The organism is Bradyrhizobium paxllaeri, from assembly GCF_001693515.2.
Classification (GTDB): domain Bacteria; phylum Pseudomonadota; class Alphaproteobacteria; order Rhizobiales; family Xanthobacteraceae; genus Bradyrhizobium; species Bradyrhizobium paxllaeri.
In genome coordinates this window covers 3,474,475-3,497,485 of the sequence record NZ_CP042968.1, presented here as the reverse complement: position 1 = coordinate 3,497,485, position 23,011 = coordinate 3,474,475, and the positions used below count along the sequence as shown (strand labels likewise).

The following is a 23,011-nucleotide window of genomic DNA, read 5'->3' as shown; positions in this document are numbered from 1 at the left end:
CACATCTGCCAGTAAGACCAGCCGAATCGAGCACCAAAGGCGGCCGAAGGGCCGCCTTTTTCATGCGTGGGCCAGCGGCGAGTGAATGCGGGGTTCTAGCCCTTTGCGGACAAGTCTGGTATTCGAGCCGCGAAGATCGGACCCGGGCGGTGAACGTTTCACACTCGCCCATCGCTTCAAATTCGCCGGCTTAGCTCAGCGGTAGAGCAGCGGTTTTGTAAACCGAAGGTCGGGGGTTCAATCCCCTCAGCCGGCACCACAACCCGAGTCTCAAGGCCCAAATCTCAAGGCCCAAGTCTCAGGCCCAGGTCTCAAGGCACGCAGCACTCCGCTTTCTTGTGCCCACTTCCGACAGCACAGCTTTTCTTGCCGAGAAGAAGCTGCCGCTCGCGCGCTACGCGCCGAATCATCGAATGCGCGTGCCCTGAAAAAGTAAAAACCTCCGGCAGGGCATTGCCGGAGGTTTCGGAGGTTTATCATGAAGGAGTTTTGGCCCCTTCAGGATCAACAGGCGACCAGCTAGCGACCGGTTACCTTGCGACCATATTAGATTATATAATTACATGAGTAAATCACATTTTTCCATTTTTTATCGTTTCCAGACTTTGTCGGCAGACCGCCGATCCCCTCCCCCCGTCTACGCGTTCAACTGATGCCGGGCCGGCACTTGCGAAGATGACCATCATACAAAGAAAAATCCCCGGCAGTTGCCTGCCGGGGATTCTCCGAGTGTTTCAAGTCTTTCGGGATCAGAAGTTACGCTGAGCGCGAACGTTCAGGTACACAGTGCTCTGGTCCTTGAACTCGTACAGAGCGTTCGGCTTCGGAGCAGTCGGCGTGAACGTCGAGCTACCAGCCATCTTCTGGTCGAGGAAGAACGCGCCGACTTCAGCCGAGAACGTCAGGTTCTTGACGGGAGTCCAGCGGGTGACCACACCAACCTGGGCAATGTTGAAGTCCGGGTTGCAGCTGTAGGTACCGTTACCAGCAACACCGGTCTGACCGGCGTGAGTTGCCGCGAAGGCAGCGCAGTAGACGCCCTTGGCGGACGCGATGCCAGCCAGGTTGTCGTTGGCGCCACCGTCATAACGGACGGAAGCGTAGCTGCCCCAGAGGCTGGTCGACCAGTAGGGATCCCAGTTGTGGTTGAACGCACCACGGATACCCCAAGCGGAGGTCAGGATGATGCCGTTCGTGACGCCCGGCAGGTAGAGACCGTCAGCCGAGTTGCCCAAACCAACGCTCTGGTAGCCGCCGGCAATACCGGTGCTGCCGAACATCGCGAAGTTCGGCGAGCCGCCGCTGGTCGAGATCACGGCCTTGGTGGCACCCTTGGCGTAGGTGGCGTCGATCTTGATGTCGTCGCCCGCACCGGTCGGGAGGTTCTTGATCTGCAACGCAGCCGTCACCGCACCGCCCCACTTGTCTTCGGGGTGACCGGAGATTTCCGATCCGGCGACCGGAGCGCCGCCGGCGCCGAGCGTGTTGTAGGTAGCGCTCACGAGGTGGGCCATACCTGAAATCTGGAACAGACCCCAAGCCTGGTCGACGCGGATGTTACCGACGATGTCGGGAGCGCGGATGCCGCTGTAGGCGTTGGTGCCGGTACCGTTAACATTGACGCCGTTGGCAATGTTCCAGACCGCCGTGCGGTTGAAGACGGACGGATCATCGAGACCGATGGTGCCCGACACGCCGTTACCGAACTGAGCGGTGTACTGGATGTTGTTGACGCCGGTGACGTAGTCCGGACCGCCCATTAGGAACGAGTTGTTGTTGCCCGGATAGCCGTTCCAGGGCGTCGCGTAGGCCGAAGCCGACTTACCGAAGGTGAAACCAGCGAACTGGATGAACACCATTTCAACCGCGACGTAACCGCCGCCAGCCGTCGAAAGCAGGGCGTTGTTGAGCGGCATGCCCGTGGTCGCGGCAGTGCCCGGGTTGGTCGTTCCGAAGTTCTGGAACTGGAAGTCGCCCTGACCGAAGGTGCGGACGACGCCGTATTCGGTGGCGGTACGGGTATCAATCGTCAGCGCCATACGCGAACGAGAGTTGAAGGCGTCGCGGTAGCGATTGCCCTGGCCGTTGTCGCCATTATAGAACGGCTGACCGTAGACGCCGCCGTTGAACGTGGTGTCAACGCGCAGATAACCACCCAGCTTGATGCAGGTGTCGGTGCCCGGGATGTAGAAGAAACCCGCACCATACAGGGAGCAGATCCTCACGTACTCGACCGCTTTGGCCTTGACCGGAAGATCCGCCGCCTGTGCCCCGCTCATGGCGATCAGACCCGCCGCTGAGCCGAGAACAAGGCTCTTGATCATATTCATGTTAAACCTCCAAGTTGCTCTCTGCAGAACGAGGGCGGACCTCCGACTGATCCCCCAGAGGACAGCCCGCCCTTCGTCCTTAAAAACCGCTCCAGTCGCTTCGCGCCTTCGGACACACCCGCATGAACGCGAGGGACTTAAGCGAACCACCAAAACGGAACGATCGAGGACCCCCCTGACCGTCTCAAGAACTATGCATGCGCAACTTACGTAATCAAAATACTTTATGAACTCAGTTATCTCTATCCAATCCGACTGTGTCGCGACGGCAACACCGCCGAACGCACGAAATTGTGCGCGCAGACCGCTCCAATTGGATGATTTCGTTATTAAATCGGCTAAGCTGCTTGGCGCAGACCTTGGGACGGGACGCAGCCATGAGACAGGACCCACGCAAGGGATCGGACACCTCGAACCGCGCCAAACGCGGAGAATCGAATGAGGCCGGCGGGAAGAATCACGACATCGCCCGGCAATTCGCCTGGGAAATCGCCGCCATCAACGTGCACCTCCAGGAGATTCGCTATTTCTGGGCAAAAGCCCTCGGCATCAGCGGCCCGCAATGGATGATCCTGATGGCCCTGGCCGATCTGGATCAGGGAGAGGGCGTACCTGTGAAGGTGGTGTCAAAAATGCTCCACGTGGACCCGTCCTTCGTAACGACCCAGTCGAAAATGCTCGAGAAGAAGGGCTTCATGCGCCGGAAGGCATCGGAGGAAGATGCCAGGGTCGTGCAGATGTCCCTGACTGACAAGACCTATAAGCACATCGCAAGCCTGGCTGCTCAACAGGAGGAGCTCAACAACTTCATCTTTGCGGAGTTCAGCGACCGTGAACTCAGCGAGTTTACCAGCAAGCTCGCGGCACTGAAGAACCGCCTTGAGAAGGCCAGTCTGAGGGTTGCCATAGGCATATGAATAGCTGCCGCCTCACCAGCGCGGGATGACTTTCTTCGAAACGTCATCCCGTTTTATCTTGTTTGAGCATGATCTCCGCACAAACGCGTTCGCGTTTGTCACAAGGGAAAACCGCTACACACTTTGCGCCAACGCGGCCCTGCGGGTCCGGACCCGCTCTAGTTCATCGCCAACTTGAGGCGATCGGCCATCCAGTCGAAAATGAACTCGTTGGCGAGCGTGGGATTGTCGCTATGCCCCTGCGCGGAGGCGGTTTCGGAGCCTTCGAAGATCCTTAGTGAAACGTCGGGCTGATCGACCTTCAACCGTTCGAACAGATTGGTCGCGTGGTCGCTTTCGAGCCAGCCCTCCGCGCCCAGGGTAATCAGGATCGGGCAGCGGAATTTTCGCCCGAACCTAACGCCGTCAGTTCCTGCATTCCCGGAGTTGCCCGACGGAAGACGGTCCATCAAAAAAGCCTGCTCCTGCATATCCCAGATCCCGCCGTCGCAAACCGCCGCGGCGAAACGATTGTCGAGAGCGACGCCGCGCGCCACGAAGGAGGATCCGGCCCCGTCGCCCAGAATTCCTATCCGGTGCTCGTCGATATCATCCCTCGTCGTGAGGTAGTCCATGACGCAGCTGATCGACGTTTCCAGGTCGGGGCGGCCGACGACGTCTTCGAATTTGGCTCTCGCGTCCGAGCCAAACAGGTCCACCGCCAGCAGCGACATTCCCCGCTCGCGGGCGTAGCGCGCGACCTTGAAGAGATATTCCTCCTTGCGATGCCCTGGATCGCCCATGCATATGACGGCAGGGCTTCGACCAATTGCGGGCGCCGGCAAAAAATAGCCTTCGAACGTGTGACCTTCCAGCCAGGGAATCTCCACGACCTCGCCGGCGGGCGTCAAATGCGAGATGTAGCGGCGGGCGCAGGCCCGCATGGCCTCGATTGCACCCTGCTGCCTTTTGTCGGCAATATCGAATGCGAACGCTGACGCCTGATAGTAATTGATGGCGCGGAGCCAGTTGCTTTGCGCGGTCAGCACATGGCCCCGCTCCAGCGAAGCGTTGGCGCGCGCATTGTTGGCTTCCGCCATCCTCGTCCATTCCCGATACCAGGACTCGCCGCCATCGCTTGGATCAATTCGGCCAGCCGCAAGGAAGCATTCCGATATCAACGAGCCGCCTTCCTGAGCCATGCCGAGCAGCTTCATGAACTCGATCGAGAACTCTTCGTAGTCAGGCCATTGAATCCAGCCTCCGGCCCCAAAATGAATTTTCATGTCAGTAACAGAATCCACAGCGACAGCCCCACTGCCGGGTTATTCTGTTGTATAAATGCAACCACCATATGTCTGCAAGCATACATATGGATAGTCGTGAGCTGTCATCCGACGCTTGTGCCGGCAATTTTTGTTTGGGCAACTCATAATCGGAACCAGGCGCGCAACCGGTAAAAGCTCGCGACCTACCCGCTCGTTAAAAGTGCAATTCCAGCATGGTTCTCGGATCGCGTACCCTGCACTGCTCCGCGCAACGCTGACGCGCCAGGAACCGCGGCCGGCCCCATTACGTTTTCTTCCCATGAGAATTCGCGAAGAAAACTGCAACATGGTTCTACTGGCCGCCGTCACATTGGTCAGCGTGGCAATTGCTGGCGGCGTGACGCTGCTTGGGTTGGACGACAAGCCGGTTCGGCTCGCCGATCGGATAGCCCGCGTCGAGCAAGCTCCGGCGGCCGACAATCGGATCATCTATGTCAGCGACCAGCCGCCGGTCCGCGTGATCGGCGCGCCCTTCGTCCCCAACACGAATCCCCGCGAACGCTAGCGCCGGCTTCAAACGACCCGCGCTTGCGGCGAGTAACGTCGTCACTCAGCGTGATGCGCATATGCACGCCAGCGCACCAAACTGTCACCGTTTTGTCACCTTGCGCGCAAAAGCAAAGGTGTTATCCACCGTTACCTCCGCCGCCGCTTGATTCCACAAAAGCCGTTTGGTGGAGTGCCTTGGGCCGAGGTGTTTCCATGAAATGGATGAAGGAACGCGATCTCCTGATCGCGCAGACGATGGCGTTTGTGCAATCGGTAACCGGCAAGATGCCGGAGGCCGGGAAGACGATCACGGCGCCAGTTGCCCTGCCCATTGTTGTCTTGCCCGCCGTCGAGACATCCGAACCAGCCCGCGTGGCCGCGCCATTGCCCGACGTGCGGTTGCCCGACTTGTCGTTGCCTGCCATCGAGACCGTGTCGGCGGAGACGATGCCCGCCGCCGCGCCAATGGACATGCCGAAAGAGTTATCAAGGCCCGCCCCGCTTGCGCGTCTCGACCTGCGGGACGATTTCCGAGTCGATTTTCAGGCCGAGATCAGGGCGCGGGTCGCGAATTTCCGCGCGCATCAGGAGCGGTTCAACCGCGAGCGGGAGGCCTATTGCAGCGCGACCATGGCCAAGGTGCACGCTTCTCTCCGGGAAGGCGAACCGCCGACGCGACCGGCGAAGTAGACTTTAAAGCGCTGCTCTCCGATATCAGCGCGATCTTCAGAGCCAGGCATAGACCAGCGCCATGTTGGCCGCGCAGGCGACCAGCAGGCAGACAGTCAGCGTGAGTTGAACACGCTGGCAGGAGGTCTGGAGGCTCATTCTCATGGCCGGAACCATCCGGCGATTCTGGCCGGGGAGTCTCGGGGATTCTTTTTTCGGGGATTTACGGCTCGTTAAAGACTCAGAGACTCCACGAAAATGGGCCGAAGCGAGCCAATTTGCTCCCGAAACAGTCTGTGGAATGGCGGCATGGCAGCCAAGATCCTGGCAGCCAAGCCTGAAACCCGGACCCCGCTTCCGCGTTGACCGTTTTTATCGGAGCCGACAATGCCCTACGCGCTGTTCTCAAACGATGCCAAGCTCAGCAAGGCCTATCCCACCGCGGCCGATGTCTGGAAGATTGCCCAGAAGAGCGGCCTCGTGGTCGATGTCGTCTCCGAGCAAGGCAGCGCCCGTCCCCGTCCAGTGCTGGACCATGACTACGAGATCAAGCCGTGCCAGCTCGAGCCGTACGAAGACCCGGCCCGAAACAAGGCCGACGCCGAGCGCGATGCGCAGACGGAATTGCAGTTGGCGTCATAGGAAAGTTGGCGTCGTAAGGACGGACGCCAGACAAGCGGCCGGCCTCGGCCTGTGAGTCCCGCTCGCCGGGACGACATCCGAGGCGGCAAATCGGCGCTTACGGCGTCGCCGAGACCAGCGATGCCTGCTCCGCAGACAGGGGCACACAGGCCTTGCGCCGCTGCAGTCCCCTGATCGCGCCGGTTACCTTGCGCACCTTGCCGGCCCCGCATGAGGGGTCCTGCACGAAGGCGATTTCATAAGGGGCAAGGATAAGCGGTTCGGATTTCAGGACCGTTTGGGCAAGGCACGGAAACGCCGCTGCGGAAATGATCAGCCCTAACGCAAAAGCACGCATGTTCGTTGTCCCACCAGCCGGCCGGAACCATAATATCGGATCGTGACGAAAAGTTGCATGCAGCGCGAATTTTTTTTCGCGCCCCGCCAAAACCTGCGTCGCGCACTCGCCTCGGCGCTTCTCAAACGACGCCCGGCATGAAGCCGGCCCTTGCCCCAAACAAAAAGGCCGGCGTGAAGCCGGCCTTTGCGCATGTCGATACCTCGGTCGCTATCAATATCTGGAAGCGGCAGGGCCACCCCAACCGAACCGGTAGTTCACACCGACCTTGGCGGTGTGCTCGTCGTCGCGGAAGCTGCGGCCGGTGATGTCGGCGGGGCCCGAGGTGAAGGTGGTGCTGCCGAAATTGTAGTACTGGTACTCGGCCTTGGCCGACCAGTTCGGGGCGAACATGTATTCGAGGCCGCCGCCGACGGTATAGCCGTCCTTGCGGTTGCCGTTGGTGGTGAAGCCCGCCGGCACGCCGGCCACCGATACCCCGAGATTGTTACCGTCGCGCCAACCGTAACCGCCCTTGGCGTAGAGCAGCGCCGGGCCCCAAGTGTAGCCGATCCGGCCGGTCACCGAGCCGAGCTGGTCGGTATTGGAGGTCACGACCGTGCCGCCCGGAAATACCGTGCCATTATTATTGCCGTTGGACAGCCAGCTATATTGGGCCTCGGCGCCCAGCACCCAGTTCGGCGCGAATTGGTAGTCGAAGCCACCCTGCACGCCGCCAAGGAAGCGGGCGTCGCTGCCCTGCAGGGAGTTGCTACCAGCGAAGGCGCCGCCGACATGGCCGCCGACATAGAATCCGGTCCAGTTGTAGACCACCTGCGGCGCGGTATAGGCCGGCGCCTTGGTGTAGGGGCGCGGCGGCATGTCGGCCGCAAAGGCTGGAGCCGCCATGGCGGCCAGCGCGGCAGCGCCGAGCAGTATCTTCTTCATCGACTATCCCCGTTACAGACGTTGCGGATACCAATCCAAACAACGTGACCTCATTTAGGTTGCTTTGCGGCATTCGCCTGCGACCCGACGGCACGCCGCTGTGACGGCAGTGCAACAAAGCGTTCCAGTTCCCTCGCATGTAAGGATTTTTTCGAGGTTAACCGGGGGATTTCCCGCTTAGGTGAAGTCGGGGATGAATAAGGCGAGGTTCAAGCATCGCCGAAAAGTGATCGGAATTCGTTCACGGTTCCGTCCCGGGAAAGCCGTCGGGAGCCGGGTGGCCGCCGGCGGCTGTATCTTCCCTCACCCTCGGTAGCCCGCCACCTCGATGACGGCATCGGCAAAGGCCCGCGGGGCTTCCTGCGGCGGGTTGTGCCCGATCCCGCCGGTGAGCAGCCGGTGGACATATTTGCCGGAAAACTTCTTGGCATAGACGCTGGGGTCCGGATGGGGCGCGCCGTTGGCGTCACCTTCGAGGGTGATGGTCGGGACCGAGATGACCGGAAACTCGGCGAGCCGCTTTTCCAATTCGTCGTATTTGGCCTCGCCCGGGGCGAGACCGAGCCGCCAGCGGTAATTGTGGATCACGATGGCGACGTGGTCGGGGTTGTCGAAGGACGCCGCGCTCCGCTCGAAGGTGGCGTCATCGAAATTCCACTTCGGCGAGGCGAGCTGCCAGATCAATTTGGAAAACTCGCGACGGTATTTCTCGTAGCCAAGCCGACCGCGCTCGGTCGCAAAATAATACTGGTACCACCATTGCAACTCGGCCGACGGCGGCAGCGGCCTGGCATTGGCCTGCTGGCTGCCGATCAGGTAGCCGCTGACCGAGACCAGCGCCTTGACGCGCTCTGGCCAGATCGCGGCGACGATGTCAGCGGTCCGCGCGCCCCAGTCGAAGCCGGCCACCACCGCTTTCTCGATTCTGAGCGCGTCCATCAGCGCGATCACGTCATTGGCGAGCGCGCCCTGCTGGCCGTTGCGCGGCGTATCGGCCGAGAGGAAGCGTGTCGTGCCATAGCCGCGCAGATACGGCACGATCACCCGGAAGCCTGCCGATGCCAGCACCGGGGCCACGTCGACGAAGGCGTGGATGTCGTAAGGCCAGCCGTGGAGCAGGATGACGGCGGGGCCATTGGCGGGCCCGGCTTCGGCGTAACCGACATTAAGGACGCCGGCATCGATCTGCTTCAGCGCGGCAAAGGAAGTATGGGCGCTCGGCTTGACCGCACTCGCGCCGGATTTGGCGTCGCCGGACTGGGCGAACAGGGCTCCGCTCATGGCGAAGGGTGCAGCGGCAAGGGTTACGGCAGCGGCGCCGAGGAAGCGGCGGCGGTCAGGCGTGACGGGCCGGGACATGGGGTCTTACTCCTTCTATATCTTATACGATTAGATCGGATGCGATATAAATAGCCGACCCGCTTCATGTCAATCATTGCGATCTAACGGATGCGATACAGGCCATCACACTCTCGTGTGGACCGGGAGACGCGGAGGAGCTGGCAGCACAGATCCGGCCTGCGCGAGTTCTGCGCCTTCAACGCAGCGCGCGAGAACCTAGCGCGTCATTTTCTCCAGTTCCGCGAACGGCGCGTAGGCTGCGCCCGCGCAAGGCTCGGCAGCGTTTTCAATAATGCGATCGAGCCGGCCGTCGACAAAGAGGACGGCGCGTACGCGCGGCTCGCGGTAGCCGCCCTCGGATTCGCGGGCGCTGAACCTGACGCAGGCGAGATAGCGCTGGCGCCCACCGATGACGCGTTCGACCGGCTCGGCCATGGCGGCATCGCGCACACCGACGGGATTGTTGAGATAGGTCTTCAGAAACGCCAGCACTTCGGCGCGGTAATTTTTTGGAAATGGCTGGCTAGAGATGCCGCGATCCTCGGTAAACGTAATCGGCTTGCCCTCGTCGCTGGCCGCGCAGGCCGAAAGCGCGATCGGCAACAACATCATCGCCGCGATTTTGACTGAACGCCCCAAGCAAACCTTCAAGTGACTCTTCCCCTGCCCGATCGCCGTCTCTTAGACCGATCGGCAGCGGAAGGGAATTCGCAACTCGGTTATCCCCTTGCATGGCTCCCGAAAAATTGAGTGCGCACCAGCCCACGGCCATCAGCAAAGCAAATGGCGCGTGGGCTGGCCTGACATTCGCAGGCGCGGGGGCAATGGGGGGCGAAGCGCGCGCCGGCGAATCGGATTCAGCTACGATGGAACGGCCGGGCTCGCCGACCTGCAAGCGAAGCTAGCGACCGCGCACTGAACTTCTCCTGAATCGAACTTTCGGACGCCGTTCATCTGAATGACATCTTCGTCATGTCCGTTGACGCCGGGCCGCCGGTGAAAATTGGCGGAATCGCGGTGAAAGGCACCCGGGAATGTTCTCAACCGCCAGGTGTTCACATCAACGGGCTTCGGTGTAGGATCGCCGGGCCGGCCATCAGGAGAAATGCATGAATAAGTTAGCGATCAGGCTTTTGACTCTCGCAATGTTGTCGCTCACGCTTGCGGCAGCCCCTGTCGTTACCGTCGTTTACGCCGCGCCCGACAACGATCCACCGCCGCCGCCGAAGAAGAAGAAATCCAGCGAAGCCCGTCCCGGCAGCGAACAGACTGCTTTTGCCGACGGCTATCGCGCCGCTTACGCCACGATCTATGAGCGCCACGACTATGCTGCGGCGATCGCGCAATTGAAGGCGCTCGGCCGTGACGACAGCGCCGCCGTCGCCAATCTGATCGGCTACTCCTATCGTCAGCTTGGCGACTACAAGGTCTCGCAGATCTGGTACGAGCGCGCGCTGAAGGCCGATCCGAACCACGTCAAGACCTGGCAATATTACGGCCTGTGGCAGGTCGAACAGGGCAATCGCGATCAGGCGCAGTTTCACCTGAACAAGATCGCTCAGCTCACCGGCACCTCGAGCGAGGAATATCGCTCGCTCGCCGCCGCGCTGGAAAAAGCACCGGGCACGGGACTGGTTTACTGAGGCGTTAGTCTCTCCGCGTCATTGCGAGCGAAGCAATCCATAGCGCGGCATAACGGAAAGATGGATTGCTTCGTCGCTTCAGCGCAAAATTGCTTTGCAATTTTGTCGCGAGCTCCTCGCAATGACGAAGAAATCGCCGGCGCAGCTCAAACTGCGCCGGTTTTATTTTGCGCTCACTGCATCACCCTCTCGACTTCCGCACGAAACGCCTGACGTGCGCCGTCGCGCGAATAGAACATGTGGCCGCCGGGATAGACGACGAGCTTCACCCGGTCCGATCGCGCATAGGCGGGCAACTGGTCGAGAATGACCTTCGACGCAAAGTAAGGCGTGGCGAGATCGAACAGCCCGTGGCTGACCAGCAGTTTCATTTTCGGATCGAGTGCCAGAATCTGGCGCACCTGTGAGACCGACTCGGCCGGTCCGCGGCCGAAATCCCAGGCCCTGTACACGGCCTCGTTGAGCAGGTGATACGAACCATCCGGGCGCCAGTTGAGCTTGCGCGTGGTGAGGTCGACGGCTGCACTCGTCAGCGGCGCCATCAGGGAATCGCCGGACGGATCGCCGAAATGCGAGTAGTTCGAATCCGGATAGGGATCGATGCCCGAAACCGAGGCGTCATAGCGTCCTGTCACGCGGCCGTTGCTGCGGTCGAACTCCCGGCGGAATTCGCCGACTTCAAAACGGCCGGCCAGCCTGCGGCTGACGGCCTGATCGACGCCGGTCAATGACGCCACCTTGTCGGCAAGCCGCGTCGTCGCCTCCTTGTCGGCTTGTCCCTTGACGAGATCGGTCAGAAATTCGCCCTGCGCGTAGCGCTCGACGTCGGCAAGATCGGCGCGCGTCACCGGCCTCTTGCCTTCGCCTTTGGCCTCGCGCGCCACCGCCGCCATGCTCGGCAGCGTGTTCATGTATTGCAGGAGGCTCGAGCCGGAGAAGTCGCGGTAGTCGAACAAGGGTGAAACCAGGATCAGCCCGCGCACGCCGACGCCCTGCTGGGTCTGCAAATTGCGCACGATCTTCGGCCCGCGGATGCCGCCATAGCTTTCGCCGACGACGAATTTCGGCGATTGCAGACGGTCGTATTTTTCCAGCCAGCGCCGGATCACGAGCGCGACGGCGCTGACGTCGCCGTCGACGGAGTAGAACCGCTTGCGCGCATCCTCGCCGGTCGCGACGAAGCGGCTGTAGCCGGTGCCGACCGGATCGATGAAGACGAGATCGGTGAAGTCGAGCCAGGTCTCGGCGTTGGGCAACAGATCGGGCGTCGCCGATGACACCGCGCCCTCGCCCGTGATCGACACCCGCCAGGGACCGGCGGCGCCGAACTGCAGCCAGGCCGACGACGCGCCCGGGCCGCCGTTGAACAGGAATGTCACCGGGCGGCCGGCGCGATCGGCGCCGTCGAGCTGGTAGGAGGTGTAGGCGATATCGGCCTGCGGCTCGCCCTTGTCGTCGAACAGCCGGATCGAGCCGGCGGTGGCGGTGAAATTGAGTGTGCGTCCCGGCAGCGCCAGCGTTTGCCTGGTGGTCGAATCCGGCGGCAGGCGGTGCTGCTCGGCCGCAGACGGCGGCGGCGCGGCGGGACCTCGCCCGGCTCCCCCCTTCTGGCCCGATGGCGACGGTGACGGCGTGGCGGCGCCCGGCTGCTGCGAGGTTGGCGAACTCGCCTCCTCGGCGCGCGCGCTGCCGACGCAACACACGACCAGAAGGATGGCGGCAAGACGCATGGGACGCGCCGCCGTGAAACGAAAAGCCATGCCGTTTGCTCCTGCGCGCGTGCCCCGCGATCCCGCCGCTTCCTTGCAGATTCTGCCGCAAGACTGCGACAATGGAGCGGTGGTGCACAACACGGAGAAACCTCCCCGAAAATCACAATCCCGACAGCATCCCGTGAGAAACTGGTCGTTACGTCCGCTGGTTGTCCCCGCCGGCCGTTAGGTGCTATCGGTCGGTTCCCCCGGCGTATTTGCGGGGTATTTTCGATCCATCCATGAAACCATTCTGGCGCTGGCGCGACTAATGAACCTGCGCTTTTCAATGGGGTCCCAAAAGATGAAACCTACGATCGCTGTCTGTCTCGGCCTGCTGGCGCTGGCTTCTCCGGCGGTGGCCCAATCGCCGGTCGCAGTCGTCGAAGACGTTCAGGGCAAGGTTACCGGTGCCGAGTTCATGGATTACGTGACGCCCAAGGCCGTGATCAAGATCGGCGACGGCGGCTCCGTCATTCTCAGCTACCTGAAATCATGCCGGCGCGAGACGATCACCGGCACCGGGACCGTCGTCGTCGGCACCGAGGAGAGCGCCGTCCACCTCGCCGACGTCAAGGCCGAGAAGACCAATTGCGATGCCAACCAGGCGAACGTGACGACGCGGGAGACCAGCGGCGTCGCCGCCACCGTGCTGCGCAGCGTCGACGCCAACAAGGCGTCCTTGCCGCAGCCGCAGCTCACGCTTTACGGCGCCTCGCCATTGGTGGAGGCCAAGGGACGCGGCAAGCTGGTCATCCGGCGCCTCGACGTGCCGGATGAGCGTCAGGAAATCAGCCTGGGCGGCACCCAGCTCAAGGGACGGTTCGTCGACTTCGCCAGCGAGAACGTCGCGCTGGCGCCCGGTGGGCTCTACGCCGCCTCGTTCAAGTCGTCGAAGATCGTGTTCCGCGTCGATGAGCAGGCCAAGCCCGGCGCGACGCCGATCGTCGGCCGTCTGCTGCGGATGGAATAGGCGTGCCGGACCTTCCAGCTTGAGAGTAAGGCGCAGCACGCGCAACAGGATGGCGATCGCTGCCATCGCGCTGATTTGCGCCGCCGCGTCGGTTTCGCCGGCGGCCCGGCCGATCCGCGGGCTCTCCATCGATATCCTCACGGCGCTGCGCTGGGATGTGTTCGGCCGACGGCAGGATCCCGCCACCTCGCCGGCGGTCGTCGTCGCGATGGACGAGGAGAGCCTGCGCACCGCGCCGTTCAAGGACGCGCCGATGCTGACCTGGACCGGCGAGATCGGTCGCGTGCTGTCGGCGACGCTCGAAGGCGGCGCCAAGGTCGCAGGCTTCGACATGGTGATTCCGAAATCGATCGAGCAGTCGGAGATACCATTCGGCGAAGGCACGCTCGGCGAGAAGGTCCGCGGATTCGACCGCGACTTTCTTCGCGCGCTTGCCGGTGCGTCGGCGAACGGCAAGGTGGTGCTGGGAGAAGTCCTCGGCGGCAACCAGCCGGTCCGGCCGTCGCCGGGACAGCGGGTCGCGGTTCGCCAGCAGCAGAACATCCGCCCGCTCAATGTCCACGTCGACAGCGACGATATCCTGCGGCGCATGCCGCTGAGTTTTACCGTCAACAGCACGAGGGTGCCCACGATGGCGGTCGAGCTGGCCTCGCGGGCGCTGGGCGCGGCACCCGAATTCGACGAGCGTGGCAGACTGACGCTGGCCGGTTACCAGGTTCCGGGCCGCGTGCCGAACACGATGACGCTGAATTTCGAAGGCGGCGGCGACGATATTCCAACCTTCACCTTTGCCGATCTGCGCGCCTGTGCCGTCAAGAACGACAAGGATTATTTCCGGCGCTGGTTCGCCGGCAAGGTCGTGATCTTCGGCACCGTGCTCGATATCGAGGACCGCCGCTTCACGTCCAAGCGCTTTGCCACCGGCATTGAAGGCGCGCGCGTCCCGCGCTGCACAGCTGAGAGCACGCCGGTCGCAGCCAGCTTCAAGAAGAGCACGATCGCAGGCGTCTACATCCACGCCACCGCCGTCAACAACCTGATCGCGCGCAATGGCGTGGTTGAACCGGGGCCGATTCCCCGTCTGCTGATCGCAACGCTCGTTGCCGCGCTCGCCGCGGCCGCTGCCTGGCTGTTCCGGCCTGTCATCGCCTTCGCGGCCTGGACAGGCATGATGGTGCTAGGCGTGGCGGTTGCGACCATCGCCTTCAACCACGCTCTGGCACTGCCGGTGGTCGAGCCGTTCCTGGCCAGCCTTGCCGCGTTGTCCGCCACGATCGGCTTCCGCTTCGTCGTCGCCGACAAGGACCGCCGCCTCTTGCAAAAGAGCTTTGCGCTCTATCTCGCCCCGCACGTCATCAACCGCATGCTGTCGTCGAGCAAACTGCCGGAACTCGGCGGCGAGACCCGCAACGTGACGGTGTTCTTCTCCGACATCGAAGGATTTTCGCTGATCGCGGAGAAGATGTCGCCCGACGGCCTGATGGAGCTGATGAACGAATATTTGTCGGCGATGACCGACGTCATCGAGAGCCATGGCGGATATGTCGACAAATATATCGGCGACTCCGTCGTGGCGGTGTTCGGCGCGCCGGCCGACGATCCTGATCACGCCGCCAATGCGGCGCACGCTGCGCTGGATTGCTGCAAGCAGCTTGCCGAGCTCAACACGTCTTCCCCCCTCTTCCAGGGATACAAACTGGCGCAGCGGATCGGCATCAATTCCGGCGAGGCGCTGGTCGGCAATTTCGGATCGCGGCGGCGCTTCAACTACTCCGTGATGAGCGACGCTGTAAACCTGGCATCGCGGCTGGAGGGCGCCAACAAATTCTACGGCACCACCGTGATCGCTTCGGAGACCACGGTTGCGCTTTGCGGCGAGGCCTTCGCCTGGCGCGAACTCGATGCCATCAGGGTCAAGGGACGAACCCAGGCGTTGAAAATCTACCAGTTGCTGGCGCTGGCGGCCGGGCTGACGCCCGCGCAGCAGACATTGATCGCCGACTACGCCGAGGGGCTGGCGCACTGGCGGGGCCGCGAATTCGAACGCGCCGCCGAATGTTTCGGCCGGTCGGCCGATATCGACCGCCCGGCGGCGCTGTTTGCCGCGCGGGCCCGGGAATTGGCCCAAAACCCGCCCGGCCCGGACTGGGACCCGATCCGGACATTGCAGGAAAAATGACGTTCCGATGACCGCCGGTTTACGTTACCGGCGCGAAAGGGCGTTCCGGCCATCTCGACAAGCCTGCCCATGGTGTATAGACGAGCGCGGCGCAATCCGGCGCCAGCTATGAGTTCGTCGTCCGATGGCCACTTCCAAGCGATACGACCGGATCGCCTTCGTCGCGAGCCCAAGCGCCGAGGCGCAGGCCGCGCTGGCGCAACTGACCAAGCTCTACGGCAACCATGCTGCCGCCGATGCCGACGTCGTGGTGGCGCTCGGCGGCGACGGATTGATGCTGCAGACGCTGCACGCCCATATGCGCTCCGGCAAGCCGATCTATGGCATGCATCGCGGCACCGTCGGCTTCCTGATGAACGAATTCACCACGCATGATTTGCACACGCGGCTGGCTGCGGCGAAGGAATCGCTGATTAATCCGCTGCTGATGCGCGCCACCGACGTGCACGGCGCGGTGCATCTGCATCATGCCATCAATGAGGTCGCGCTGTTCCGTCAGACCAACCAGGCCGCGCATTTGCGTATCCTGATCGACGAACACGAGCGGATGGCGGAATTGATCGCCGACGGCATCCTGGTGGCGACGCCGGCCGGCTCGACCGCCTACAATCTTTCCGCACAAGGACCGATCCTGCCGATCAATGCCGCGCTGCTGGCGCTGACCCCGATCAGCGCGTTCCGCCCCCGCCGCTGGCGCGGCGCCCTGCTCCCGAACTCCGCCTTCGTGGTGATCGAGGTGCTCGAGGGCGAAAAGCGCCCGGTCGCCGCCGCCGCCGACCATGACGACGTGCGCGATGTCCGCCGCGTCGAAGTTTTGTCCGACAAGACGATCTCGATGCGGATGCTGTTCGACCCCGGTCACAGCCTCGAGGAACGCATTTTGCGCGAGCAGTTCGGGTCCTGATTCAGGCGCCGGCGTGGAACGGCCTCATCGTCCCGAAAATGGCGCCACGCGAGCCCAATACGCCCGCTTCGCAACCATTCCTTAACGGGCGCCGCGATATGGTTAACGCCAGTATACCGTTTCGCTGGGCCGGGCCGGACCATGTATCGCATCGACTTCAACAAGCTGCGATTTCTGATTTGCGACGACAATCCGCATATGCGCCGCATCCTGCGGACGCTGTTGCATTCGTTCGGCGCGCGCGAGGTCTATGAGGCCGAGGACGGCGCGACTGCGCTCGAAATGTACAGCCACTATGTGCCCGATATCGTCATCACCGACTGGGCGATGCCGATCTTCGACGGCCTCGAACTGGCACAGATGATCCGGCAGCCGGAATCCAAGGGCAATCCCTACGCCCCGATCATCATGCTGACCGGGCATTCGGAAAAGCGGCGCGTGACGGTCGCGCGCGACGCCGGCGTCACCGAATTTCTGGCCAAGCCGATCTCGGCCAAGGGCCTCTACCAGCGCATCCTCAACGTCGTCGCCAGCCCGCGCCCCTTCATCAAGACCAAGACCTATTTCGGTCCGGACCGCCGGCGCAACACCACCAACACCTATATCGGCCCCGAGCGCCGCGTCGGCGGCGAGGTCGAAGTGATGCAGCAGCCGTCGCTGCTCGACAAAGCGCGTTCGAACGTCTAGCGCGAGCCTGGAGAGACTATCATGGCGAAAGAAAAGCCAGGCACGATACAGGTCAAATCGTTCGCCGATCACCACGTGATCACGCAGCCCAATCCATTGCGCAAGGTGCTGCTGCGCGTACCCGAATCCGATCTCGACGACCCGGTGGGCCGCGCCGAAAAGGCGCTCGCGGGACTGTCCGGCGAATTCAAGACCTGGATGGCGATCGAGGCCGACCGGCTCTCGGCCGCGCATGCGGTCATCATCCGCGACGGATTCACCGTCGACAACCGCGAAGAACTGTTTCGCGCCGCCCACGACATCAAGGGCGACGCCGCCACCTTCGGCTTCCCTTCCGCGGGTGCTGCCGCCGAAAGCCTGTGCCGCATCATCGAGCATGCGCCCGACCTCGACCAGGTCCCGCCCGAGCTGATCACCCACCACATCAACGCCATTCAGGCGATCGTGCGCGAACGCACCAAGCTCGACACCGCCGTGATGGCGAGCAAGCTGAGCAAGCAGCTCCGCGGCGTTGCCGACGAATTTTTGCTGAAGGTCAATCGCGACCGCCCCGAACATCTCGAGGCGATCCTGGCGCCGAGCATCGTGCCGGCGGAGTAAGCGGCTCGTTATTGCGAGCGCAGAATGTAGCAACCATTAAACGGATTGATTGTGCGCGATTGATTGTCCGTTTCCGCTGAGCATGACGCCGTGCTCGCCACCGTCAAGGCGTGGCCTGGCGGCGGCTGTGGGTGGCGAGAGATTGGAGCGACGGCCATCCTTGACGACGGCTGCGCGCGACGTCGTTGGGATGGCAGGTCGGGACGAAGAAACGGTGCTGCGGTCGAACCAAGAAACTTGGATTAGCTTGCTGGCGAGGCGCCCATCGTTGCAGCCAAGGGGGGCTGGTCTTGCCAAGGCGTGCCACGTGCCACGACAGTGTTGATGAAGATGAGCAGCTTCCTGGCGCAGGCGATGAGCGCTTGCTTGTGCTCTTTTCCAGCGGCCCTCAGCCGGCTGTAAAGGGCGATAAGCTGCGGATTCCAGCGAAAGGATGCCGGCAGCGCCGCCGTATAGAGCGCCCGACGCAGCCTCTTGCGTCCGCCGTCGACGTGACGGGCGCCGCTGTGCTCGCCGCTGTCATCGTCATAGGGCGCAAGGCCGGCGAGAGCGGCGGCTTGCTCGCGGCTGAGCTGGCCGATCTCGGGCATGCGTATCAGGACCGCGACTGCGGTCGGCATCCCGGCGCCGCCCACGCTGTAGATCAGATCGAGCCGCTGGGCGAGGTCGCGATGCTCGCGGATCGCGGCCACCAAGGCCTTGAGTTCGACCCTCTCGCGCTTGGCCAGGCGGGCGATCTCGTCCTTCCAGACCTTCTGGATGCGCGGATCGCGGCAGGCCTCGAGCCGGTTTTTGTACAGCGTAATGTCCTCTCCGATCTGTTCGATCAGCGTCAGATGTTCGGCAAACGGCTGCAGCCGGGGATCGGGGGCGGCGTGGATCTTCTTGACCGCAGCAGTGCAGGCGGCAATCAGCGCGGCATCGATCTTGTCGTTCTTGGCGCGCTGCAAGTGGAACTTGGCATAGGCCCGCACTTGTGCCGGCTGAAACACCACCACAACGAACCGCTTGCGCCGCAGCTCGCTGACGACTGGGAGTTCATAGCCGCCACTCGCCTCGATCCCAATGCGCTTGACCTTGTGGCGCCGCAACCACTCCAACAGCGCCTTGTGGCCTTCAGCCGTGTTCTCGACTTGCAGCTGCAAGGAGTTGCCATCGATCGCCACGTCTAGCTTCCGTTTGCCGGTATCGATCCCGGCGCAGATTGTGGTACGCTTGGCCATCTTCGTCGACCCTCCCTTGTGATGCGAACCTGAAGTTCCTTCAACCATCCGGGTCCCGATGAAGTGCCGATTGCGATCTTGCTACGTAAGACAGCCCTCTAGGCTTCGGTGGGCATCGATCCGATCAATCGGCGGCCCAGCCAGGGTGGCCACCCCGGCTGGGCCATTCCTCACGGAACGAGACCACTTTAATCCTTCGCGCTAATACAAGGGTGGGCAAAGCGAAGCGTGCCCACCATCCCGAGTGAAGCAACACCTAAACCCTTATGGTGAGAAGGCGCGCGTAAGCGCCGTCTCGAGCCATGCGGCCCGGCTGGTGCCATTCATCCTTCGAGACGCGCGCCGGCAGGCGTGAGAAGAATGGTGGGCACGCTTCGCTTTGCCCACCCTACGAAATCTCGAACCTTACGCCGCGATCAGATCGCGCACGGGGGGCACGAACGCTTCGTCGGCGACCAGTTCCTCGCAGAACGCGCGGGCTTCCTCGCGCGCGGACTCGGTCGCAAAGCGCCGCAGCAGGATCAGAAGCGGCTCGGCGGCCTTGCGGTCGGTCTCGCAATAGGTCAGCACACGCTCGACCATGCGGCGGCGCAATCTGGCGGCGCCGCCGACCGTATCGACAAAGCCGGTCTCATGGCTGACCTCTAGCGCGATGCGGAAGGCGCCGAACGTCGATTCGGGGAAGCCGGCGCGGATCAGCAGCGCCTGCAGGCTGGCGCCGCCGCGGTCGTGCAGCAGCGCGGTGACGCGGGACAGCGGCAGATCGGCGAGTTCGGCCAGCGAAGCATCGAACAGGTCGAGATTGCCCGACAACAGCGCGCGCAGGATCAGGCCAGCGGTCAATTGCCCGGTGGCGCGCAAGTGCCGTATCAGCCCGGCCATGTCCTCGCCGCGCGAACGAGCCGCGATGTTCACGGCCGAGCGCTCGCGCGCTTCGCTTGCGAGCCGCCCTGCCCGGTCGGCGCTCAGCCAGTTCCGGGCGACGACGAATTGCGCCAATGTCTCGGAGAGTTTGGCGACCAGCGCCGCGCGGGTCGCGGCAGGCAATCCTTCCAGCACCAGCATCGATTCCCTGATCGCGGCGAGATGGCCGTGACGTTCGACGATGCGGTCCCAGGAAAACGGCGCCAGCTCGGCGTAAGCGTTTTCGATCAGTTCGAGCGCTGCGGCCGCCGAGCCGACTTCGGCAATCGCGGCGGAAACCGACGGCGGCAAATGGAGCCGGCGCGCGATGGCGCATTGCATATCGCTGTTGCCGGTGGCGACGATATCGACGAGGTCGGCATCGATCAAAAGCGGCGAATGTTCGAGGACGGGAAGCGCGATCGAGGGCTGATCAAGCGCCAGCGCCTGCACGATTGCGGCCGGCGCATCCGAACTGCGTGCGAAGACTTCCGCCATCGCCTGTCGGACCAGCGGCGACGGATCATCGAGCAGCATCAGAAGCGCGCCTTCGGCGGCGATGCGATCGTCGTCGCTGAGATCTGAAATCAACCAGGCCCGCGCCAACGCCCGCGTCGCCTCTGCCCGCTCGCCTGCCGGAGCGGTACGAATCCAACTGATGAACTGCCGAACAATCATGGTCCTGGCTACGCAACCTCAATCGACACCGGAACGCGATGCCACTATTAGAAAAAATAAACCATGACGCTTAACAAAGGGTTCACCATAAACGGCTGGTTTCATTGACGTTTTGTTAAGGGCGAGGCAACGCCTCGTTAATGTTTTGATACCGCGCCGCGATAATGGATCCTTTCCTCTGCCGGCACATCCGGCGGGGAATCCCGCGAAGGAGCCCTGCTCCATCACCAAACGGCTTCGTATTTTCCGGTGAACAACTCAGGCTTGACGCGAGCGGACGAAGAAATCCAGCAGTCCTATCGTGACAGGCACGTCCGAAAGCCTTCGTATGGAGGATTTCGTCCGGACACCGTCCTCTGCCGGCTAGCTTGAGAACGTGCCGTTGCGGTCGCTGAACAGATCGAGCCTTCCGGGTGCGCGGACCTCGGGCTTGTGGCCCGACAGGACCGTGCTCGCTGACGCAACTGACGAATTGCTGCCCCACAATTCCTGCACCGCCGCCGAGATCGGCTGCGTGCGTTCGCCGGCCTGGAACAGCGAGCGGAAGATCGGCTCCGTCGACGCCGAGGCAGTCTGCGACGCTGCTACGACCGGCGTCACCGCGCGTTGATCCGGGAAACTCGAGAGATACGCGGCGTTGTCGATCGCCGTGGTGGCAGGTGTGGCGCTCGCGACGGTGATGCGCCTGGGCAAGTCGCCGCCGGCGGCGGCCATCGCGGTGCGCGTCACCGGCGAGTTGGCTGCGGCGGCGTAGCGCGTGCTCAGCACCGAATAGACCTGGGAGACACTGCGCGGCTGCCCGGAGCGGTCATAGAAGATCGATTGGTTGGCCGCCGCGGCGTTCGGAAACATCCGCACGGCGGAGGCGTTCGGATTGTCCTCGGCGCTCTGGATCAATTTGCCGGCGCCGCCGACGCCCATGAAATGCGCCATATAGAGTTCGGCGTCGGTCGGCCGGCGGCCGATCTTGCCGGTCAGCTTAAAACTGTTGGATTGCGTCAGCACCCCCGCCATCGCCGAAGCAGCTTCGGGATCGTCGCGCAGCCGCATGATGGCGGCGCGTGCGGTGGGATCGTCGACCGAATAGCGGCCGTCGGAATTCTTGGTGATGGCGTCGGCATATTTGTCGTAGCCGAGATGAGGTCCCGCCTCCTTCACCGTGCCGAGCCAGGTCTGGTCGATGAACTGAAACAGCCCGCGCGCCGACGAGGTGGTGGCGGCGGCCTTCGGATTGAAATTGGATTCCATCTTCGCGGTGGCGAGCAGGTATTCGAAGCTGGCGCCGGTGGTCGAGGCCGCCTGCTTGATCGAGCCCGCGATCCTCGCGCGCGTGGGATCGACACCTGCCGCAGCCGTGGCGCTTGTTGTGTCGACCGCCATGTCTCCGCTGCCCCGCTCCTCGCGAAACCTCGCGCGGGCTCATAAGGCCCTGACAATCAGGGCCTATACGCGGTCGAGACTGCCGCAATTATGGTTAATGACGGGTTAAGGGCCGCATTTCCAACATAAAACGGTGTGAACTTTTCGGTCGTTCGACCGACTGATATATTGGGGCGGCATTTTTGCCGGCGCGAAGGCGGAGAGGTTCCGCCCACCGCAACCGTCACCACCGAAAGCGCATGAGGTTCCGCAATCTTCCCAGAGAGGATCAAGACCATGACAGACCATGCCCTGCACTCCCCTCCCGCAAAGACCATCACCGGCGGCCTGGCGGCGATGCTGTACGGCACGCTCACTTACGTGTTGTTTCTCGGCACCTTTCTTTATGCGATCGCCTTCGTCGGCAACTTGCCGGTCCCGAAGACCATTGACAGCGGCGCCGCCGGGCCACTCCTCCCTTCGCTGCTCATCAACGCCCTCCTGCTTGGCGTATTTGCCATCCAGCACAGCGTCATGGCGCGGCCCGCCTTCAAGCGCTGGTGGACCAGAATCGTACCGCCATCCGTCGAGCGCACGACCTTTGTGCTGCTGGCCAGCCTCGCTTTGCTTCTGCTCTACTGGCAGTGGCGGCCGATGACCGGGATCGTCTGGTCCGCCACCGATCCGCTTGCGGCAGTTTTCCTCGAGACGATTTCCTGGATCGGCTGGGCGGTGGTGCTCGCCAGCACCTTCATGATCAACCATTTCGAGCTGTTCGGCCTGCGTCAGGTGCTGGCGCGCCTGCTCGGCCGCGAATTGCCGCCGCCTGAGTTCAAGACGCCGATGTTCTACAAGGCCGTGCGGCACCCGATCTATCTCGGCTTCCTGCTTGCGTTCTGGGCGACGCCGACAATGACGGTCGGTCACCTGGTCTTTGCTATCGCGACCACCGGTTACATCCTGATCGGCATATGGCTCGAGGAGCGCGACCTGATCGCACTGTTCGGCGACCAGTACCGCCGCTACCGGCAGCAAGTGTCCATGCTGATCCCGCTGCCGCGACACAGGGCGAAGGTAGGATGACATGCATTGGTTGCCCGGCTAAATGCCGGGCGCCCGACAGTCAGAGCCGAAACGGCGAAGCTGGCCATT

General features: G+C 62.7%; 21 protein-coding genes and 1 tRNA gene. 12 read left to right on the top strand and 10 right to left on the bottom strand.

Annotated elements, in window-relative coordinates; genetic code table 11:
* Positions 1-184: 184 nt before the first annotated feature.
* A tRNA-Thr gene (locus LMTR21_RS16495) sits at positions 185-259 on the top strand.
* 490 nt (positions 260-749) lie between these two features.
* Here the strand turns inward: LMTR21_RS16495 and LMTR21_RS16490 are convergent.
* Positions 750-2,330 (bottom strand): porin, encoded by a 1,581-nt coding sequence (locus LMTR21_RS16490; RefSeq protein ID WP_065753632.1) that lies wholly within the window; start codon positions 2,328-2,330, stop codon positions 750-752.
* Positions 2,331-2,707: 377 nt separating this feature from the next.
* Between LMTR21_RS16490 and LMTR21_RS16485 the strand changes: the two genes are divergently transcribed.
* Positions 2,708-3,247 carry a MarR family winged helix-turn-helix transcriptional regulator gene (locus tag LMTR21_RS16485; RefSeq protein WP_084030664.1) on the top strand — a complete coding sequence of 180 codons (540 nt, stop codon included), beginning with the start codon at positions 2,708-2,710 and terminating at the stop codon, positions 3,245-3,247.
* Positions 3,248-3,405: 158 nt separating this feature from the next.
* On the opposite strand, the gene LMTR21_RS16480 is transcribed toward LMTR21_RS16485, so the two are convergent.
* Positions 3,406-4,326: an alpha/beta hydrolase family protein gene (locus LMTR21_RS16480; RefSeq protein WP_488225956.1), complete on the bottom strand. Its 921-nt coding sequence runs from the start codon at positions 4,324-4,326 to the stop codon at positions 3,406-3,408.
* A gap of 514 nt (positions 4,327-4,840) precedes the next feature.
* Between LMTR21_RS16480 and LMTR21_RS16475 the strand changes: the two genes are divergently transcribed.
* The 3 genes from LMTR21_RS16475 (at position 4,841) to LMTR21_RS16465 (ending at position 6,354) form a co-directional block, all read left to right on the top strand.
* Positions 4,841-5,059, top strand: coding sequence for a hypothetical protein (locus LMTR21_RS16475; RefSeq protein WP_246175616.1), 219 nt, complete (start codon positions 4,841-4,843; stop codon positions 5,057-5,059).
* A gap of 197 nt (positions 5,060-5,256) precedes the next feature.
* Positions 5,257-5,733, top strand: coding sequence for a hypothetical protein (locus tag LMTR21_RS16470; protein ID WP_065753629.1), 477 nt, complete (start codon positions 5,257-5,259; stop codon positions 5,731-5,733).
* A 366-nt stretch (positions 5,734-6,099) separates the two neighbouring features.
* A complete protein-coding gene (locus LMTR21_RS16465; protein WP_065753628.1) occupies positions 6,100-6,354 on the top strand; it encodes a hypothetical protein in 255 nt (84 codons plus the stop codon).
* A 97-nt stretch (positions 6,355-6,451) separates the two neighbouring features.
* Here LMTR21_RS16465 and LMTR21_RS16460 read toward each other — a convergent pair whose 3' ends face one another.
* The 4 genes from LMTR21_RS16460 to LMTR21_RS16445 form a co-directional block, all read right to left on the bottom strand.
* Positions 6,452-6,691, bottom strand: coding sequence for a hypothetical protein (locus LMTR21_RS16460; protein WP_057857169.1), 240 nt, complete (start codon positions 6,689-6,691; stop codon positions 6,452-6,454).
* 213 nt (positions 6,692-6,904) lie between these two features.
* Positions 6,905-7,618: an outer membrane protein gene (locus LMTR21_RS16455; protein ID WP_065753627.1), complete on the bottom strand. Its 714-nt coding sequence runs from the start codon at positions 7,616-7,618 to the stop codon at positions 6,905-6,907.
* 303 nt (positions 7,619-7,921) lie between these two features.
* Positions 7,922-8,977, bottom strand: coding sequence for an alpha/beta fold hydrolase (locus LMTR21_RS16450; RefSeq protein WP_065753626.1), 1,056 nt, complete (start codon positions 8,975-8,977; stop codon positions 7,922-7,924).
* A gap of 198 nt (positions 8,978-9,175) precedes the next feature.
* Positions 9,176-9,598 carry a hypothetical protein gene (locus LMTR21_RS16445; RefSeq protein WP_141688356.1) on the bottom strand — a complete coding sequence of 141 codons (423 nt, stop codon included), beginning with the start codon at positions 9,596-9,598 and terminating at the stop codon, positions 9,176-9,178.
* A 470-nt stretch (positions 9,599-10,068) separates the two neighbouring features.
* Between LMTR21_RS16445 and LMTR21_RS16440 the strand changes: the two genes are divergently transcribed.
* Positions 10,069-10,602 (top strand): tetratricopeptide repeat protein, encoded by a 534-nt coding sequence (locus LMTR21_RS16440; protein WP_065753625.1) that lies wholly within the window; start codon positions 10,069-10,071, stop codon positions 10,600-10,602.
* A gap of 173 nt (positions 10,603-10,775) precedes the next feature.
* Here the strand turns inward: LMTR21_RS16440 and LMTR21_RS16435 are convergent, their stop codons facing one another.
* Positions 10,776-12,362 carry a S10 family peptidase gene (locus LMTR21_RS16435; protein WP_084030658.1) on the bottom strand — a complete coding sequence of 529 codons (1,587 nt, stop codon included), beginning with the start codon at positions 12,360-12,362 and terminating at the stop codon, positions 10,776-10,778.
* Positions 12,363-12,657: 295 nt separating this feature from the next.
* Between LMTR21_RS16435 and LMTR21_RS16430 the strand changes: the two genes are divergently transcribed.
* The 5 genes from LMTR21_RS16430 (at position 12,658) to LMTR21_RS16410 (ending at position 17,696) form a co-directional block, all read left to right on the top strand.
* Positions 12,658-13,326, top strand: coding sequence for a hypothetical protein (locus tag LMTR21_RS16430; RefSeq protein WP_065753680.1), 669 nt, complete (start codon positions 12,658-12,660; stop codon positions 13,324-13,326).
* A 49-nt stretch (positions 13,327-13,375) separates the two neighbouring features.
* Entirely contained in the window at positions 13,376-15,505 is a 2,130-nt protein-coding gene (locus LMTR21_RS16425) for an adenylate/guanylate cyclase domain-containing protein (RefSeq protein WP_065753624.1), read from the top strand.
* Positions 15,506-15,629: 124 nt separating this feature from the next.
* Positions 15,630-16,409: an NAD kinase gene (locus tag LMTR21_RS16420; RefSeq protein WP_065753623.1), complete on the top strand. Its 780-nt coding sequence runs from the start codon at positions 15,630-15,632 to the stop codon at positions 16,407-16,409.
* Between the two features lie 141 nt (positions 16,410-16,550).
* Complete coding sequence (locus LMTR21_RS16415) at positions 16,551-17,096, top strand: response regulator (RefSeq protein WP_057837246.1); 546 nt, start codon at positions 16,551-16,553, stop codon at positions 17,094-17,096.
* Positions 17,097-17,117: 21 nt separating this feature from the next.
* Positions 17,118-17,696 (top strand): Hpt domain-containing protein, encoded by a 579-nt coding sequence (locus LMTR21_RS16410; protein ID WP_065753622.1) that lies wholly within the window; start codon positions 17,118-17,120, stop codon positions 17,694-17,696.
* Positions 17,697-17,938: 242 nt separating this feature from the next.
* Here the strand turns inward: LMTR21_RS16410 and LMTR21_RS16405 are convergent, their stop codons facing one another.
* The 3 genes from LMTR21_RS16405 to LMTR21_RS16395 form a co-directional block, all read right to left on the bottom strand.
* Entirely contained in the window at positions 17,939-18,919 is a 981-nt protein-coding gene (locus LMTR21_RS16405) for an IS110 family RNA-guided transposase (protein WP_065750579.1), read from the bottom strand.
* A 405-nt stretch (positions 18,920-19,324) separates the two neighbouring features.
* A complete protein-coding gene (locus LMTR21_RS16400; RefSeq protein ID WP_065755585.1) occupies positions 19,325-20,500 on the bottom strand; it encodes a DUF2336 domain-containing protein in 1,176 nt (391 codons plus the stop codon).
* A gap of 363 nt (positions 20,501-20,863) precedes the next feature.
* On the bottom strand, positions 20,864-21,880 hold the full coding sequence (locus LMTR21_RS16395) for a transglycosylase SLT domain-containing protein (RefSeq protein WP_065755584.1): 1,017 nt from the start codon (positions 21,878-21,880) through the stop codon (positions 20,864-20,866).
* Between the two features lie 276 nt (positions 21,881-22,156).
* On the opposite strand from LMTR21_RS16395, the gene mddA reads away from it, so the two are divergent.
* A complete protein-coding gene (gene mddA / locus LMTR21_RS16390) occupies positions 22,157-22,942 on the top strand; it encodes a methanethiol S-methyltransferase (RefSeq protein ID WP_141688557.1) in 786 nt (261 codons plus the stop codon).
* Positions 22,943-23,011 lie beyond the last annotated feature (69 nt).

Excerpts from the sequence above, each read along its gene's own strand:
- LMTR21_RS16460 (WP_057857169.1), bottom strand. The coding sequence starts at position 6,691 with ATGCGTGCTTTTGCGTTAGGGCTGATCATTTCCGCAGCGGCGTTTCCG.
- LMTR21_RS16430 (WP_065753680.1), top strand. The coding sequence starts at position 12,658 with ATGAAACCTACGATCGCTGTCTGTCTCGGCCTGCTGGCGCTGGCTTCT.
- mddA (WP_141688557.1), top strand. The coding sequence starts at position 22,157 with ATGACAGACCATGCCCTGCACTCCCCTCCCGCAAAGACCATCACCGGC.
- LMTR21_RS16485 (WP_084030664.1), top strand. The coding sequence starts at position 2,708 with ATGAGACAGGACCCACGCAAGGGATCGGACACCTCGAACCGCGCCAAA.
- LMTR21_RS16395 (WP_065755584.1), bottom strand. The coding sequence starts at position 21,880 with ATGGCGGTCGACACAACAAGCGCCACGGCTGCGGCAGGTGTCGATCCC.
- LMTR21_RS16400 (WP_065755585.1), bottom strand. The coding sequence starts at position 20,500 with ATGATTGTTCGGCAGTTCATCAGTTGGATTCGTACCGCTCCGGCAGGC.
- LMTR21_RS16420 (WP_065753623.1), top strand. The coding sequence starts at position 15,630 with ATGGCCACTTCCAAGCGATACGACCGGATCGCCTTCGTCGCGAGCCCA.
- LMTR21_RS16475 (WP_246175616.1), top strand. The coding sequence starts at position 4,841 with ATGGTTCTACTGGCCGCCGTCACATTGGTCAGCGTGGCAATTGCTGGC.
- LMTR21_RS16435 (WP_084030658.1), bottom strand. The coding sequence starts at position 12,362 with ATGGCTTTTCGTTTCACGGCGGCGCGTCCCATGCGTCTTGCCGCCATC.
- LMTR21_RS16480 (WP_488225956.1), bottom strand. The coding sequence starts at position 4,326 with ATGGCGGAAGCCAACAATGCGCGCGCCAACGCTTCGCTGGAGCGGGGC.
- LMTR21_RS16425 (WP_065753624.1), top strand. The coding sequence starts at position 13,376 with ATGGCGATCGCTGCCATCGCGCTGATTTGCGCCGCCGCGTCGGTTTCG.
- LMTR21_RS16410 (WP_065753622.1), top strand. The coding sequence starts at position 17,118 with ATGGCGAAAGAAAAGCCAGGCACGATACAGGTCAAATCGTTCGCCGAT.
- LMTR21_RS16470 (WP_065753629.1), top strand. The coding sequence starts at position 5,257 with ATGAAATGGATGAAGGAACGCGATCTCCTGATCGCGCAGACGATGGCG.
- LMTR21_RS16405 (WP_065750579.1), bottom strand. The coding sequence starts at position 18,919 with ATGGCCAAGCGTACCACAATCTGCGCCGGGATCGATACCGGCAAACGG.
- LMTR21_RS16440 (WP_065753625.1), top strand. The coding sequence starts at position 10,069 with ATGAATAAGTTAGCGATCAGGCTTTTGACTCTCGCAATGTTGTCGCTC.
- LMTR21_RS16415 (WP_057837246.1), top strand. The coding sequence starts at position 16,551 with ATGTATCGCATCGACTTCAACAAGCTGCGATTTCTGATTTGCGACGAC.
- LMTR21_RS16455 (WP_065753627.1), bottom strand. The coding sequence starts at position 7,618 with ATGAAGAAGATACTGCTCGGCGCTGCCGCGCTGGCCGCCATGGCGGCT.
- LMTR21_RS16490 (WP_065753632.1), bottom strand. The coding sequence starts at position 2,330 with ATGAATATGATCAAGAGCCTTGTTCTCGGCTCAGCGGCGGGTCTGATC.
- LMTR21_RS16465 (WP_065753628.1), top strand. The coding sequence starts at position 6,100 with ATGCCCTACGCGCTGTTCTCAAACGATGCCAAGCTCAGCAAGGCCTAT.
- LMTR21_RS16450 (WP_065753626.1), bottom strand. The coding sequence starts at position 8,977 with ATGTCCCGGCCCGTCACGCCTGACCGCCGCCGCTTCCTCGGCGCCGCT.